This window comes from Streptantibioticus ferralitis (assembly GCF_029223525.1).
Classification (GTDB): Bacteria; Actinomycetota; Actinomycetes; order Streptomycetales; family Streptomycetaceae; genus Streptantibioticus_A; species Streptantibioticus_A ferralitis.
Map to the genome: position 1 here is coordinate 72,459 of NZ_JARHTQ010000030.1, position 14,651 is coordinate 87,109.

12 protein-coding genes, 1 rRNA gene and 2 riboswitches are annotated in these 14,651 nt (G+C 68.8%); of the genes, 1 reads left to right on the forward strand and 12 read right to left on the reverse strand.

The window, feature by feature from the left end:
• Nucleotides 1-18: 18 nt before the first annotated feature.
• The gene (gcvP, locus tag P2L57_RS32015) at nucleotides 19-2,907 is read right to left on the reverse strand and encodes an aminomethyl-transferring glycine dehydrogenase (protein WP_275820522.1); all 2,889 of its coding nucleotides are present in this window, start codon (nucleotides 2,905-2,907) and stop codon (nucleotides 19-21) included.
• Between the two features lie 62 nt (nucleotides 2,908-2,969).
• Nucleotides 2,970-3,102, reverse strand: a riboswitch (glycine riboswitch).
• Nucleotides 3,103-3,204: riboswitch (glycine riboswitch) on the reverse strand. It lies immediately after the preceding riboswitch.
• 186 nt (nucleotides 3,205-3,390) lie between these two features.
• Here gcvP and P2L57_RS32020 point away from each other — a divergent pair.
• The gene (locus P2L57_RS32020; protein ID WP_275820524.1) at nucleotides 3,391-3,780 is read left to right on the forward strand and encodes a PRC-barrel domain-containing protein; all 390 of its coding nucleotides are present in this window, start codon (nucleotides 3,391-3,393) and stop codon (nucleotides 3,778-3,780) included.
• Nucleotides 3,781-3,800: 20 nt separating this feature from the next.
• On the opposite strand, the gene P2L57_RS32025 is transcribed toward P2L57_RS32020, so the two are convergent.
• The 11 genes from P2L57_RS32025 to rrf all read right to left on the reverse strand — a co-directional run bounded on the left by P2L57_RS32025 (nucleotide 3,801) and on the right by rrf (nucleotide 14,651).
• Nucleotides 3,801-5,180, reverse strand: a complete 1,380-nt coding sequence (locus P2L57_RS32025; RefSeq protein WP_275820526.1) for a DNA polymerase IV — start codon at nucleotides 5,178-5,180, stop codon at nucleotides 3,801-3,803.
• Between the two features lie 94 nt (nucleotides 5,181-5,274).
• On the reverse strand, nucleotides 5,275-5,826 hold the full coding sequence (locus P2L57_RS32030; RefSeq protein ID WP_372516014.1) for a MerR family transcriptional regulator: 552 nt from the start codon (nucleotides 5,824-5,826) through the stop codon (nucleotides 5,275-5,277).
• A 296-nt stretch (nucleotides 5,827-6,122) separates the two neighbouring features.
• The gene (locus tag P2L57_RS32035) at nucleotides 6,123-6,596 is read right to left on the reverse strand and encodes a bifunctional nuclease family protein (RefSeq protein ID WP_255924243.1); all 474 of its coding nucleotides are present in this window, start codon (nucleotides 6,594-6,596) and stop codon (nucleotides 6,123-6,125) included.
• Nucleotides 6,597-6,744: 148 nt separating this feature from the next.
• Entirely contained in the window at nucleotides 6,745-7,482 is a 738-nt protein-coding gene (gene ftsR, locus P2L57_RS32040) for a transcriptional regulator FtsR (RefSeq protein WP_275820533.1), read from the reverse strand.
• A gap of 25 nt (nucleotides 7,483-7,507) precedes the next feature.
• Nucleotides 7,508-8,452 (reverse strand): FHA domain-containing protein, encoded by a 945-nt coding sequence (locus P2L57_RS32045; RefSeq protein WP_275820555.1) that lies wholly within the window; start codon nucleotides 8,450-8,452, stop codon nucleotides 7,508-7,510.
• Nucleotides 8,453-8,544: 92 nt separating this feature from the next.
• On the reverse strand, nucleotides 8,545-9,627 hold the full coding sequence (locus P2L57_RS32050; RefSeq protein WP_275820535.1) for a DUF881 domain-containing protein: 1,083 nt from the start codon (nucleotides 9,625-9,627) through the stop codon (nucleotides 8,545-8,547).
• A 7-nt stretch (nucleotides 9,628-9,634) separates the two neighbouring features.
• A complete protein-coding gene (locus P2L57_RS32055; RefSeq protein ID WP_275820537.1) occupies nucleotides 9,635-9,967 on the reverse strand; it encodes a small basic family protein in 333 nt (110 codons plus the stop codon).
• Nucleotides 9,964-10,887, reverse strand: coding sequence for a DUF881 domain-containing protein (locus P2L57_RS32060; RefSeq protein ID WP_275820539.1), 924 nt, complete (start codon nucleotides 10,885-10,887; stop codon nucleotides 9,964-9,966). The genes P2L57_RS32055 and P2L57_RS32060 overlap by 4 nt, the downstream gene beginning before the upstream one ends.
• 174 nt (nucleotides 10,888-11,061) lie before the next feature.
• Nucleotides 11,062-13,557, reverse strand: coding sequence for a mannose-1-phosphate guanyltransferase (locus P2L57_RS32065; protein WP_275820541.1), 2,496 nt, complete (start codon nucleotides 13,555-13,557; stop codon nucleotides 11,062-11,064).
• Nucleotides 13,558-13,694: 137 nt separating this feature from the next.
• Nucleotides 13,695-14,303 (reverse strand): cardiolipin synthase ClsA, encoded by a 609-nt coding sequence (gene clsA / locus P2L57_RS32070; protein ID WP_275820543.1) that lies wholly within the window; start codon nucleotides 14,301-14,303, stop codon nucleotides 13,695-13,697.
• Between the two features lie 231 nt (nucleotides 14,304-14,534).
• A 5S ribosomal RNA gene (gene rrf / locus P2L57_RS32075) occupies nucleotides 14,535-14,651 on the reverse strand.

The window sequence follows — 14,651 nt, forward strand, 5'->3', positions numbered from 1 at the left end:
GGTCCCAGAGCCCCGGGATCAGGCCTCGTACTCGTCCAGCGGCGGGCACGAGCACACCAGGTTGCGGTCGCCGTACGCGCCGTCGATCCGCCGTACCGGCGGCCAGTACTTGTCGGCCGCTGACACCCCGGCCGGGAAGACGGCCTCCTCACGGGTGTAGGGGCGGTTCCAGGTCCGGCTGAGCGCCGCCGCCGTGTGGGGGGCGTTGCGCAGCGGATTGTCGTCCGCAGGCCACTGCCCGGCCGCAACTCGGTCGATTTCTCCGCGGATTGCGATCATCGCCGCGCAGAAGCGGTCGAGTTCCGTGAGGTCCTCGCTCTCCGTCGGCTCGATCATCAGCGTGCCCGCGACCGGGAACGACATGGTCGGCGCGTGGAACCCGTAGTCGATCAGCCGCTTGGCGATGTCGTCCACGGTCACCCCGGTGGCCTTGGTGATCGGCCGCAGATCGATGATGCACTCATGGGCGACCAGCCCGCCGGGGCCGGTGTAGAGCACCGGGAAGTACGGAGCCAGGCGCTTGGCCACGTAGTTGGCGCTCAGCACCGCGACCTGGGTGGCGCGGCGCAGCCCCGCACCGCCCATCAGCCGCACATAGGCCCAGGAGATCGGCAGGATGCCCGCGGAGCCCCACGGCGCCGCCGACACCGGGCCAACTCCGGTGGCTGGACCGGCAGTCGGCTGGAGCGGGTGGTTCGGCAGGTACGGGGCGAGGTGCGCCCGGACCGCCACCGGACCGACGCCGGGACCGCCGCCGCCGTGCGGGATGCAGAAGGTCTTGTGCAGGTTCAGGTGCGAGACATCGGCGCCGAACCTCCCGGGCTGAGCGAGTCCGACGAGCGCGTTGAGGTTGGCGCCGTCGACGTAGACCTGACCGCCCGCCTCGTGGACGGTGGCGCAGATGTCGGTGATGTTGTCCTCGAACACCCCGTGCGTGGAGGGGTAGGTGACCATCAGAACGGCCAGTTCCGAACGGTACTGCTCGATCTTGGCATGCAGATCGGCCACGTCCACGTCGCCGTCGTCGCTGGTCTTGACCACGACGACCTTCATCCCGGCCATCACGGCGCTGGCCGCGTTGGTGCCGTGGGCGGAGGACGGGATCAGGCAGACCGTGCGCTGGGGGTCGCCGTTGGCGCGGTGGTACGCGCGCACCGCGAGCAGACCGGCAAGCTCGCCCTGCGAACCGGCGTTGGGCTGGATGCTCACCTTGTCGTAGCCGGTGACCTCGGCCAGTCGCTCCTCCAACTCGCGGATGAGCGTGGCGTAACCTTCCGCCTGCTCGATCGGGGCGAACGGGTGCAGCGCGCCGAACTCCGGCCAGGTGACCGGCTCCATCTCGGTGGTCGCGTTGAGCTTCATGGTGCAGGAGCCCAGCGGGATCATGCCGCGGTCCAGCGCGTAGTCGCGGTCGGCGAGGCGGCGCAGGTAGCGCAGCATCGCGGTCTCGGAGCGGTGCTGGTGGAAGACCGGGTGGGTCAGGTAGTCGACCTCGCGCGACAGGCCGGTCGGCAGGGCGTCCGGGGTGGTCTCGTCGAGCGTGTCGACGACGGTCCCGGTCACGCCGAACACGCCCCAGACGGCGGCCAGTTGGTCCCGGCTGGTGGTCTCATCGCAGGCGATGCCGACCAGGTCGGCGTCCACCTGCCGCAGGTTGACCCCCGCCTGGCGGGCGGCGGCCACCACATCGGCGGCGCGGCCGGGGACCCGGACGGTGATGGTGTCGAAGAAACGGCCGTGCAACACCTCGACGCCGCCCGCGCGCAGCCCCTCGGCGAGTACCGCGGCGTAGCGGTGCACCCGGCGGGCGATCGCCGCCAGGCCCTCCGGGCCGTGGTAGACCGCGTACATCCCGGCCATCACGGCGAGCAGTACCTGCGCGGTGCAGATGTTGCTGGTCGCCTTCTCCCGGCGGATGTGCTGCTCACGGGTCTGCAGCGCCAGCCGGTAGGCCTTGTTGCCGTCCGCGTCGACGGAGACGCCGACCAGGCGGCCGGGCAGGCTGCGGGCGTACTGCTCGCGGACCGCCATGTATCCGGCGTGCGGCCCGCCGAAGCCCATGGGCACGCCGAACCGCTGGCTGGTGCCGACCGCGATGTCGGCGCCGAGCTCGCCGGGCGGGGTGAGCAGGGTCAGCGCCAGCAGATCGGCGGCGACGGTGACGATGGCGCCGAGCTCATGCGCGTGCTCGATGACCGGACGCAGATCGCGTACCGCACCGGAGGCGCCCGGGTACTGCAGCAGCACACCGAACACCCCGCGCTCGGCGAGCTCCTCGGGGATACCGGCCGACAGATCGGCGACGACCACCTCGACACCGGTCGGCTCGGCACGGGTCTCGATCACCGCGACGGTCTGCGGGAAGCAGTCGGCGTCGACCAGGAAGACGCCGTCCTTCACCTTGCCGACGCGGCGGGCCAGCGCCATCGCCTCGGCGGCGGCGGTGCCCTCGTCGAGCAGCGAGGCGCCGGAGGTGGGCAGCCCGGTCAGGTCGGCGACGACGGTCTGGAAGTTGAGCAGCGCCTCCAGCCGGCCCTGCGAGATCTCCGGCTGGTACGGGGTGTACGCGGTGTACCAGGCCGGGTTCTCCAGCACGTTGCGCAGGATCACCGGCGGGGTGAAGGTGCCGTAGTAGCCCAGCCCGATCATGGATCCGAGGACCTGGTTGCGGTCGGCGAGAGAGCGCAGCTCGGCCAGTACCTCGGCCTCGGTACGCGCCTCGGGCAGCCGAAGTGCCTCAAGGCTCTTGATGGTGTCGGGCACGGCCGCCGCCGTGAGCTCGTCCAGCGAGCCGTAGCCGACCTGCGCGAGCATCTTGGCCTGCGCGGCCGCGTCGGGGCCGACATGGCGCTGCTCGAACGGGGTACCGCGCTCCAGCTCGGAGAGGGGGATGCGATGGGCGGTCATCTGGGAGGCCTCCTGGTCGGTGTGCGACCTACGAGGGGCACCTCGGCGCGGGTGCCCGGTCGGCCTCCCCCTCTGTCATCAACCTGAGAGTTTCACCGCGCCGCCGAGGCGGAGCGGCTTTCACCGTCGGTGAGGAGGGATACTGCCCCGGCCCTGTCACGCGCCGATTCAGCCCGCCCTGCTTTCCAGAGTGACCTCGTCCGCGCGGTACGGATGCCTGAGAGATTCCGGGGAGGGTTTGCTCCTTCGGCGCCTGGCGACGATGTGATGTCGTCAGGACTCTCCCGCACAGGGTCAGCGGCCACTTGCAACCCTACCAGCGCAGTCGCCGCAGGCCGACGGTCCTCGAAAGGTCATTCGACGCCGTGTCGCCACCGCCTCGATTCGACATGCTCCGGAATGTGGCTTTTCGTGAAGGTGTTGGCCCCGCCCTCATGGCCTTGAGGGCATGGGAGGTACCCCCCTCGACCACATGGAGGGATCGTGCAGACCGATATCGATCCGCGGAGTCTGATCGGCCGCAAGGCATTCGACCGCAACGGCGTGAAGATCGGCACTGTGGACGAGGTGTATCTCGACGACGCGACGGGCGAACCCGAGTGGGCCGCGGTGCGCACCGGGCTGTTCGGCCGCGACGCGTTCGTCCCGCTGGAGCCGAGCGAACTGGAAGGCGACGCGCTACTGGTGCCGTTCGACAAGGCCCTGGTCAAGGACGCCCCGGACTTCGGCGTCGGTCGGCACCTCTCCCCCGAGCAGGAACTTCAGCTCTACCACCACTACGGCCTTGAGGTGCCACCACCGGGCCCCGAGGCGGCGCCTCCCGGCGATACGGACTTCGGCCGCCTCGCGGGCAACGGGGGCGCCGAGGACTGACGCACTGGGCCATCCGGGGGTCAGGCTGGACCCGCCGGTTCTTCCGGCACCAGCGGCAGCGGCTCGGCAGGCTCCAGCAGCGGGTCGTCGACGGCGAAGGTGCGTACCCGGCCCGGCTCCCCGCCCGGCACCTCGAAGCGCACGGTGACCCGACCGACCCCGCTGCCCTGCACCCATCCAGGGCCGTACTCGGCGTGCGTGACGTCCTGGCCGGGTCTCCAGCGTTGCGAGACGGGCTCAGGAGCGGGTTCCTGGCGGACGGGGGCGTTGTCACCGGAGTCGAGCTCACCGCGGCCCTCCTCCTGGACCTGCGCGAAGAGATCCTCCTGGGTGAAGTCCGCGAGACCGGCCACCCCGACGCCCAACAGTCGCACCCCTCCGGTGGTGTCCACCGCCTCGATCAACCGCCCGGCGGTCTCCCTGACCACCACCGGGTCGTCGGTGGGCGCGCGCAGCGTCTCCGAGCGCGTGAGCGTGGTGAAGTCATAGCGGCGCACCTTGAGCACGACCGTACGGCCGGAGCGCCCCGCCGAGCGCAGCCGCTGCACGCAGCGGTCCGCCAACCGCCCCACCTCGGCCCGTACCCGAGCCCGGTCGGTGAGGTCGACATCGAAGGTGTCCTCCACGGAAATCGACTTCACATCGCGGTCGGCCACCACCGGCCGGTCGTCCCGACCGGTGGCCATGGCGAACAGCGACGCGCCGTGCGCCTTGCCGAGCAGCCGTATCAGCTCGGCCTCGCCCGCCTCGGCCACCTCGGCGACCGTGGTGATCCCGGCGCGCCGCAGGTGCTCGGCGGTCGCCGGACCGACGCCCCACAGCGTCCGCACGGTCTTCGGTCCGAGGAAGTCCGCTTCCGTACCCGGCTCGATCACCACCAGGCCGTTGGGCTTGGCCGCATCCGATCCGATCTTTGCCAGCAGTTTGGAGCCCGCCAGCCCGACCGAGGCCGTCAGCCCGGTGGCCGCCGCTATGTCCGCCCGCAGCCGCTCGCCCACCTCCCGTACACCCGCCAGCAACTCGGGCTCCGGCAGGGCGCGCAGCCGCTCCCCGCACTCGCCCGCGTTCAGGTCGACGAAGGCCTCGTCCAGGCTGAGCGGCTCCACCAGCGGCGACAACTCGTGCAGCAGGGCCATGACGGTGTCACTCACTTGGCGGTACAGCCCGAATCTGGGTGTCAGATAGGCGGCGTTGGGACACAGCCGTCTCGCCTGCGCCATCGCCATCGCGGAATGCACCCCGTACACCCGTGCTTCGTACGAGGCCGTGGAGACCACTCCGCGCGGCCCGAGACCGCCGACCACCACCGGCTTTCCGCGCAGGCTCGGCTTGGCTGCCTGCTCCACCGCGGCGAAGAAGGCATCCATGTCGAGATGCAGGATCGTCGGTGTGTTCCTCACAGCCACTGATGCTGCCGTATGGCACCGACAACTTCCGTACAGGTGTACGGCAGACGGTGCGCGCGTCGCGCCGCGGCTGGGGTGCGGGCGGCGGTCAGCCCGCGCGGTGGCGGCGCCTGGCCAGTTCGTCCGCGGGGTTACGGCCGATCAGGGTCTCGCCGGTGTCCACCCGCTCCCCGTGCAGCTGGGCGAGGCTTTCCTCCACGTCCCGCCAGACCACGCCCACCGCGATGCCGAAGACCCCCTGGCCGCCCTGCAGCAGGCTCACCACCTCGTCGGGCGAGGTGCACTCGTAGACCGTCGCCCCGTCGCACATCAGGGTCGTACGGACCGCATCGGCCTCGGCCCAGGTGCTCAGATACCGCACCGCGGTGCGGATGTTCTGCAGCGCGACGCCGGTGTCCAACAACCGCTTGACGATTTTGAGGACAACGACGTCACGGAAGCTGTAAAGTCGCTGGGTTCCGGACCCGTACGCGGGCCGGATGCTCGGCTCGACCAGGCCGGTGCGGGCCCAGTAGTCCAACTGCCGATAGGTGATCCCCGCCGCCGCGCAGGCCGTCGGACCCCGATAGCCGACAGTCTCGGTCTCGCGCTCCGCCCCCGTACCACCCTCGTCCACCGCGCGGTGTGAGGTGCGGGACACGGTCCCGCGGACCGGAAACGCACCGCCTGCGGCCGCCCCGTCGCCGGTGCTTCTCACGCCGACCTCCGTCCCTTCACATCCTGGAGCACACAGGCAAGCGGCCCTGCCCGCCACCGGATGTGCGGGGGACACGGCACAGCACCTTCCAGGACTTTCCCACTCGACGGTAGGGAGTCACCTGGAGTGCGTCAACGATCGCCACACTCGGCACGCCGAGTGATTTCCACCCCAAGAGTGGTTTCGCGTGCCCTCTCCACGGGAAAGGCTAGCCGAATGCCCTGGAGGGCCCGGGCTGGTCACTGGTTGCTGGTACCGAAGTCCTCGGGCGAGATCTGATCGAGGAACTCGCGGAACTTCTCGACCTCGTCCTCCTGCTCGTCGGGGATGGCGATCCCCGCGTCATCCAGGACACCGTCGCTGCCGAAGATCGGCGTTCCGGTGCGCAGCGCCAGCGCTATGGCGTCGGACGGTCGCGCACTCACCTCGACACCGCTGGCGAACACCAGCTCCGCATAGAACACGCCCTCCCGCAGATCCGTGATCCGCACCTCGGTCAGCTGCTGGCCGACCGCGTCGAGGACGTCTTTGAACAGGTCGTGGGTCAGCGGGCGCGCGGGCGTCATGCCCTGCTGGGCGAAGGCGATCGCGGTCGCCTCCCCCGGTCCGATCCAGATGGGGAGGTACCGATCGCCGCCCACTTCGCGCAGCAGCACGATCGGTTGGTTGGAGGGCATTTCCACCCGGACACCCACGACGTCGAGCTCATTCACACAGCAACCCTAGGCCGTTACCGAAGACTTTGGGTAGTCGGGCATTCCACCCCTCGATACGTGGTGCGAACCCGCTGGCCGAGACATTTCGGCGGTCACCAGGGCATTCACGGTTACCGACGAGTCAGCTAACCGCCTGACATTTCGGTCAGATCTGCCGGACCCGCAGCGCCGACTGGACGAGCGCGGCGTGCAACCGCACCGACAGCGCGGCCAGCTCCCGCGCCGTCGCCTCGGCATGTGCCCTGGTCTGCGGGTTCCTGTGCCGGCGCAAAGGTGCGACGACCTGCTCCACCAGGCCCACATCCCGCTCGGCGGCGGCCTTCACGGCGCGCAGATGACGCGGTTCGAGACCATAGTTGCCCAGGTCGCGGATGAGCTTGGCGATGGTGACGGCTTCGGCGTCGTACCCTCCGTCGGCGTCCGGCTCGATCAGGCCGTAGGACTCCCACCCGCCGAGCGCCTCCTCGCCGACGCCAGAAGCGGCCAGCAGCTCCTCCCGGCCGATCCGCAGCCCTGGACCAGGCTGCTGCTCCATACCGGCGTCCAGCAGATCGACCGGCTCGGCCGGGCCAGGCAGGGTGACCTGCTCCCCCGCGTCCAGCGCGTCGAGGTACTCCCTGATCACCTTCAGCGGCAGGTAGTGATCACGCTGCAGCCGCAGTACCTGGCTCAACCGCTCCACATCGCGCAGCCCGAACTTCCGGTACCCGGATGGAGTCCGCTGCGGCTCCACCAAGCCCTCCGCTTCCAGGAAGCGGATCTTGGAGATGGTGACCTCGGGAAACTCATCACGCAGCAGCGCGAGCACCGCACCGATGCTCATCAGCCGCCCGTCCGTGGTGGCGGTGCCGCCTCCGGCACCGCCCGCCGGTGTACGAAGCATGAACCTTCCCCTGCGGGTGTGCGGGTCAGTAGCTCCGCTGGCTCGTGTAGAAGACCAGCCGGTACTTGCCGATCTGCACTTCGTCTCCGTTGTTCAGCCCAACGGATTCGATGGGCTCACGGTTCACGTACGTGCCGTTGAGGCTGCCCACATCGGCCACGCTGAACCCGCCGTCGGGCGACCTGCGGAACTCGACATGCCGCCGGGAGACGGTCACGTCGTCCAGGAAGATGTCGCTCTGCGGATGCCGCCCCGCCGTGGTGATCTCGCTGTCCAGCAGGAACCGACTACCCGAGTTCGGGCCGCGCTTCACCACCAGGAGAGCCGACCCCGGAGGCAGGGCTTCCACCGCGGCCTGCGCCTCGGGAGTCAGCCACGGCAACGCCGTCTGACCGGTCACCTCGGCCTCGTAGGCCTCCAGGCCCGAGATGGAGATGGTGGAGGTCGTCTCCGAGGAGCGCTCCGCGGACACACCACCGCGCAGCGGCGCGCCGCAGTTGGAGCAGAAGCGGCTCGCCTCCGCATTCTGGTGTCCACACCTCGTACACACCGGCAAGGACGCCATGGGCTGAGCCTCCTGCCGCGGCTGGCCCGCGGGAACGTTCGACGCATACGGGTCGGAGGAAAACCCTCCACCCATACCTGAGGTCGATGGTTCCTGGAAACCTATGCGGCCCGACGCGGCAGGGTCAACAGATACCGGGCCATGGCCGCCCGAAATGTCGCCACCCGGAGCAACCGACTCGTCCCTGAAGAGCGGACGTTCCTGGCCCGCTCCTTCACCCTGCGCCTGGCGGGGCGCCCGGTGACGCGCCGTAGCCGGGTCACCCGCCTGCCGTGCGCGCCTGCCGAACAACTTCTCAAACAACTTCACGGGCGATTCCCCTTGAAAGAAACAGACCCGCCCGTGGGGCAGGACGAACCCTCGCAACACCGACCGGCCGTTCCGGTCATCCAGACAACGAACCAGGTCACTCCACAGTTTCCACCACGCACCGCCCCTTCGGTGCGTTGTCCCATCCCGCCGTCAATCCCTCCCCGGATGCGCTCCATGCCCCCGCCTCACTGGCCTGACGACCGAGCGTAGTCAGGCTGTTTCGCCGATCGCAAGGCGTCCACAACGATCTTCTGTGACGCTACAACGGACACCGTAGCCTGCTCCTTCTGCAAGGTCTGGACCACGCCGCCGGGGATGTTCAACGCCGGTTGCAGGTCAGGCGGATTGCCGACGACCTTGAACACATACGGTGGCGAGAGCTGGTGTCCGTCGACCGACACCCCGCCCCCGGCCTCCGTGAAGTATGTACCCGCCACGGCGCGTACATCGTTGACCTGGATGGCCTCCGCACCCGCGGCCCGCAGCTCCTGCAGCGTGTCCAGGAGCTCGTCCGCCGAGACGGCACCGCCCGAAGGGCGGATCGTCAGCGTGATCCCCGGCCCCTGGGCCGCCACCGTGCCCGCGAGCACGCCGAGTTGCTGCGCCTTCTGCTGGGTCTGCTTCTGAGCCTCGACGGCCTGGTTCGAGCTGTTCTGCAACTCGGTGCGCTGGTTGTCGAGGCCGCGCTTCTCGTCTTCCAGCCGCTGGGTCCTGGCGTCGAGTTCGGACAGGATCCGTACCAGGTCCTCCTGGCGGGCGCCGCGCAGCACACCGCTGTCGCTTGCGGTACGGACCTGGATGGCCAGGCCGAGGCCCAGCGCGAACAGCAGCAGGGCGAAGATCAGTTGTGCCCGGGTGAAGCGCGGCGGCCACAGACCCTTCACCAGCCGTTGCGGGCCGGTCAGTTGCGCCGTGGGAGTCCGCGGTGCGGGGGCCTGGGGTGCGGGGGCCCGGGGTGCGGGCCGCGCCTCTCCCGCGTTCTCGTCCTCCTGCCGAGCCGCATCCTGCTGCGGAGACCTGGCATCCTGCAGTGGAGGCTCGGACTCGGGTTCCGTTTCTGTCTCCGTTTCTGTCTCCGCTTCGGGCTTCGGCTCCGGCTTGGGCTCCGGCTCCGGCTTCGGCTCCGGCTTGGGTTCCGCCTTGGGTTCCGCTTCCGGTTCTGGTTCCGGGTGGGCCTGCGGCTTCGGCGTGCCGTCGGACGCGGCCTCGGGAGGAAGCGGCTGGCGCTCCGGGCGTTCCTCCGGCTGCGAGGGCTCGTTGGTGCTCATCGCCGCCTCACGCCCGGAAGACATGGCGGCGGATGGCCGCCGCGTTGGAGAAGATACGGATGCCCAGCACAACGACGACACCCGTGGACAACTGGGCGCCAACGCCAAGTTTGTCGCCGAGGAACACGATCAACGCGGCGACCACGACGTTCGAGAGGAACGACACCACGAAGACCTTGTCGTCGAAGATCCCGTCGAGCATCGCGCGCACCCCGCCGAACACCGCGTCCAGCGCCGCGACGACGGCAATCGGCAAGTAGGGCTCCACCGCCGCCGGCACAACGGGCCGTAGCACCAGCCCGACCACGACTCCGACGACGAGCCCCAATACGGCGATCACTTATTGCCCTTCCCTGTGTCTGCGGCGCCCGACGGGCCACCGCCCGGAACCGGCATGGCGATACGTACCGCCACGCTCGGAGCAGCGGGCAACCGCACCTCGCGCTGGACCGAAATGCTTGAACGGATGCCGTAGTTCTGCTGCAACACATGCAGATACTGGCCGTCGGGACTGTCCTGGAAGGACGTGCTCAGCCGCTGTCCGTCCCCGATCGCGAGCACGGTGTACGGGGGCACCAACGGCTTGTTGTCGACCAGTATCGCCGCGCCCGCGGCACGGATCGCCGACAGCGCCGTCAGCCGCTGCCCGTTGATCGAGACCGCCTCGGCACCGGACTGCCACAGGCCGTTGACCACCCGTTGCAGATCACGGTCACGGACCCGGCCGGTGTCCGAGAAACCACTGCTCTCCCGGGGAGCGGAACCGCTGCCGGTCGAGGCCTCCTTGGCGTCATCCACGACCAGTTGCACACCCGGTCCGGTAACCGCCGTCGCCCCGGCGAGCAGACCCATGAGATCGGCGTCGTCCTCGCCGTGCCGCGGCAGTGCGTCACGCTGCTGTGCCTCGACCTGACCGCGCAGCGAGTCCACGTTCTTCTGCAGCTGGTCGGTGCCTCGGGTTTCGGTGCCGATGCGGTTGATCAGCTCCTGGCGCTCCTTGGCCAGGGTGGGCGCGGAGTACTGCGTCTGCGCGGCGCCGAGCGTCAGTACCACGGCGGCGACCACCAGGCCGACCGCGAACACCGCCCTGGCCCGCGTCGTACGCGGCAGCCGGGAACGCCCGGTCTCTCCCCGGCGCGCCGTCGCCTCCGCGTACCCGTCGTCCAGGCTGTGCTCCATGATGTTGGTCAGCAGCGACATGGAAGCATCGCGGCGCGGTGGCGGCGTCGACGTGCTCCGAACGGGGGGCTGCTGCGGCATGCCGCACATCGTCGCACGTTGGCCGGACAGTTCTCGAACGGCCCCCGTAGGACGCGCCGTTCGACGCCACGTCAACCGGGGAGTACACACGTGCGGCGACGGACCGCACACGTACAGCACGCGGTGCCGCCCCATCGGCTCTCCGTGGGGCGGCGCCGCGTGATACGGCTGAGGTCAGTGCCCCGCGCTCTCCACGACGGCGGACCATTCGTCGAGCAGCGCCTGGGCGGAGGCGTCATCCGGTCCTTCCGCCCACAGCCTGGTCACGGCCTCCGCGGGGTCGGGCAGCACCAGCACCCAGCGTCCGTCCGGCTCGACCACCCGCACACCGTCGGTGGTGTCGACAAAGCGGTCCCCCGCCTCCTCCACCACGCGCCGCATCACCATGCCCTTGACCGCCCACGGAGTGGCCAGATCCCGCTTGAGCACATGCGCGCGCGGAATGCGCGCGTCGATCTGGCTGAGGGTGAGCTGGGTACGGGCGACCAGGCCGACCAGCCGTACGAAGGCGGCCGCGCCGTCGAAGACGCTGCTGAACTCCGGGATGATCAGACCCCCGCGTCCGTCACCGCCGAAGATCGTCGACTCCATCCGGCAGACCCGGGTCAGATCGTCAGGCGAGGTGGTGGTCCACTCCACCTGAGTGCCGTGGTACGCGGCGACCTGCTCGGCGATCCGGGTGGTGGTCACGGGCAGCGCCACCCGACCACTGCGGCGCTCCGCCGCGACGAGGTCCAGCATGACCAGCAGCGCGCGGTCGTCCTCAACGATCCGGCCCCGCTCATCGACCAGCGAAATCCGCTCTCCTACCGGGTCGAAGCGCACACCGAAGGCAGCTCGGGCCGATGCCACGATCTCGCCGAGCCGGACCAGTCCCGAGCGGCGTTCGTCCGCGGTCTCGGTCGGCCGGGCCTCGTCCAGTCCGGGATTGATGGTCAGGGCGTCCACGCCGAGACGGCCGAGCAGGTTGGGCAGCACGATTCCGGCACTGCCGTGCGCGGCGTCCACCACGACCTTCAGGCCCGACTCCCGGACCGCGGTGGTGTCCACCGCCCTGAGCAGCGCGCCGGTGTACGAGTCGAAGACGCTGGACGGGAACGTCAGGTCGCCGATCTCACCCGGGAACGCCCGACGGTACTCCTGGCGGGCGAACACCCGGTCCAGCTTGCGCTGCCCGGCCTGTGACAGGTCCGCACCGCGCTCGTCGAAGAACATGATGTCCACCGAGTCCGGCACGCCGGGCGTGGTGCGGATCATCACCCCGCCGGCGCTGCCTCGCGCGGTCTGCTGGCGGGCCACCGGCATCGGCACGTTCTCCAGGTCGCGTACGTCGATGGCGCTGGCCTGCAACGCGGAGATGACGGCACGTTTCAGCGCGCGTGCACCACGGGAGTGGTCACGCGCGGTGGTGACCGTGGAGCCCTTCTTCAGGGTCGTCGCGTAGGCACCCGCCAGCCGCACCGCGAGCTCCGGGGTGATTTCCACGTTCAGGATCCCGGAGACACCGCGGGCGCCGAACAGGTGCGCCTGCCCGCGGGACTCCCAGATGACGGACGTGTTGACGAACGCGCCCGCCTCGATGGTCTTGAACGGGTACACCCGCACATTGCCCGCGATGATCGACTCCTCGCCGATCAGGCATTCGTCACCGATCACCGCTCCGTCATCGATGCGCGCCGCGCGCATCACATCGGTGTTCTTGCCGATGACACAGCCGCGCAAATTGGTCTGCGGGCCGATGTACACGTTGTCGTGCACAACCGCTTTGTGCAGGAAGGCGCCGGTCTTGACCACGACATTCGAGCCGATGACCGTGTGCTCGCGAATCTCAGCGCCCGCCTCCACCTTCGCGTAGTCGCCGATGTAAAGCGGACCGCGCAGTACCGCGTCGGGGTGCACCTCGGCGCCTTCCGCGGCCCACACTCCGGGAGAGATCTCGAACCCTTCGATCTCGACGTCGACCCGGCCTTCCAGTACGTCGGCCTGGGCCTTGATGTAGCTCTCGTGGGTGCCGACGTCCTCCCAATAGCCCTCGGCGATGAAGCCGTAAATCGGCTTGCCTTCCTTCATCAGCTGCGGGAACACATCCCCAGACCAATCGACCGAAACGTCCGGCTCGACGTAGTCGAACACCTCCGGTTCCATGACGTAGATGCCGGTGTTGACGGTGTCCGAGAAGACCTGCCCCCAGGTCGGCTTCTCCAGGAAGCGCTCGACCTTGCCTTCCTCGTCAACAATCGTGATGCCGAATTCCAGCGGATTCGGCACCCGGGTGAGGCACACCGTGACCAGCGCACCCTTTTCCCGGTGAAAGTTGATGAGTTCGGTGAGGTCGAAATCGGTCAGGGCATCTCCGGAGATGACGAGGAACGCATCGTCCTTCAGCGCTTCCTCTGCGTTCTTGACACTCCCCGCGGTGCCGAGTGGCTTCTCCTCGTGGGCATAGGTGAGGTCCATGCCGAGTTCCTCGCCGTCGCCGAAGTAGTTCTTGACCAGCGAAGCAAGGAACTGCACGGTCACCACGGTCTCGTTCAAACCGTGCCGCTTGAGCAGCCGCAGCACATGCTCCATGATCGGCCGGTTGACCACCGGCAGGAGCGGCTTGGGCATGCTTGAGGTCATCGGGCGAAGGCGCGTGCCTTCACCACCGGCCATCACGACGGCCTTCATGTCGGAAGCGTCCTCCTCGAAGAGACGGCGTTCTCACCGACTTCACCCGTCCAGATGGCCCGTGGATCCAGCGCAGATCCGTCGTCGATCCCGCTCTTGGGCACCCGGCCTCGTGTGCGCCTGCCAGGTACGCGGGCTCAGTCGGCCGTGGCGTCCGCCCTGACAAGTCGGCGGACCTGAACCACGTAGAGGATTCCTGCCCACCAGTACAGCGTTGTACCCCATCCGGCGAACGCCCATCCGAAAATAGCAGCGAGCGTGTGCAACCACCCGTGGCCCTCGCTCAGCAGCAGCAAGGGGAAGGCGTACATCAGGTTGAAAGTTGCCGCTTTCCCCAGAAAGTTCACCTGCGGAGGCCCGTAGCCGTGCTTGCGGAGGATCAGAACCGCCACGCCCAACATCAACTCGCGGGCGACCAAGGCCCCGGTCAACCACCAGGGGAGGATCTCACGCCAGGTGAGACCGACAAGAGTGGACAGCACGTAGAGCCGGTCGGCCGCTGGGTCGAGGATCCGGCCGAGGCTGCTGATTTGGTTCCACCGGCGGGCGAGTTTGCCGTCCAGGTAGTCGCTGACTCCGCTCAGCGCTAGCACCAGCAGCGCCCAGCCATCGCAGTTCGGTCCGCCGAACTTCGGCCAGAGAATCAGCCACAGGAACACCGGCACACCGACAAGACGCGCCATGCTGAGGATGTTCGGGATGGTGAGGACCCGGTCAGTCTGCACCCGTGTCTCCTGGACCTCCACCCGCAGTGCCTCCTGTAAGTCCGGTACCGGTAACTAGCGCTCGTCGGGTAGGCCATACGGGTACGCAGGCCGTGCGGAACGAACGTAACGACGATGTGCCTTGACCTTACCGGGGTGCGGGCGGGTCGAGCACATAGGGGGCGCGGTCGGCAGCACCTCGGGATCACCGGGAACGACAAAGGGGCCTCTTCCCGGACCGTTGGTCCGGGAAGAGGCCCCTTTTCACAATTTGTTCGGCGGTGTCCTACTCTCCCACAGGGTCCCCCCTGCAGTACCATCGGCGCTGAAAGGCTTAGCTTCCGGGTTCGGAATGTAACCGGGCGTTTCCCTAACGCTATGACCACCGAA

What these genes read in the sequence shown, in the direction of transcription:
- gcvP (WP_275820522.1), bottom strand. Translation starts at nt 2,907, where the DNA reads ATGACCGCCCATCGCATCCCCCTCTCCGAGCTGGAGCGCGGTACCCCG.
- ftsR (WP_275820533.1), bottom strand. Translation starts at nt 7,482, where the DNA reads ATGCTTCGTACACCGGCGGGCGGTGCCGGAGGCGGCACCGCCACCACG.
- P2L57_RS32050 (WP_275820535.1), bottom strand. Translation starts at nt 9,627, where the DNA reads ATGAGCACCAACGAGCCCTCGCAGCCGGAGGAACGCCCGGAGCGCCAG.
- P2L57_RS32060 (WP_275820539.1), bottom strand. Translation starts at nt 10,887, where the DNA reads ATGCCGCAGCAGCCCCCCGTTCGGAGCACGTCGACGCCGCCACCGCGC.
- P2L57_RS32065 (WP_275820541.1), bottom strand. Translation starts at nt 13,557, where the DNA reads ATGAAGGCCGTCGTGATGGCCGGTGGTGAAGGCACGCGCCTTCGCCCG.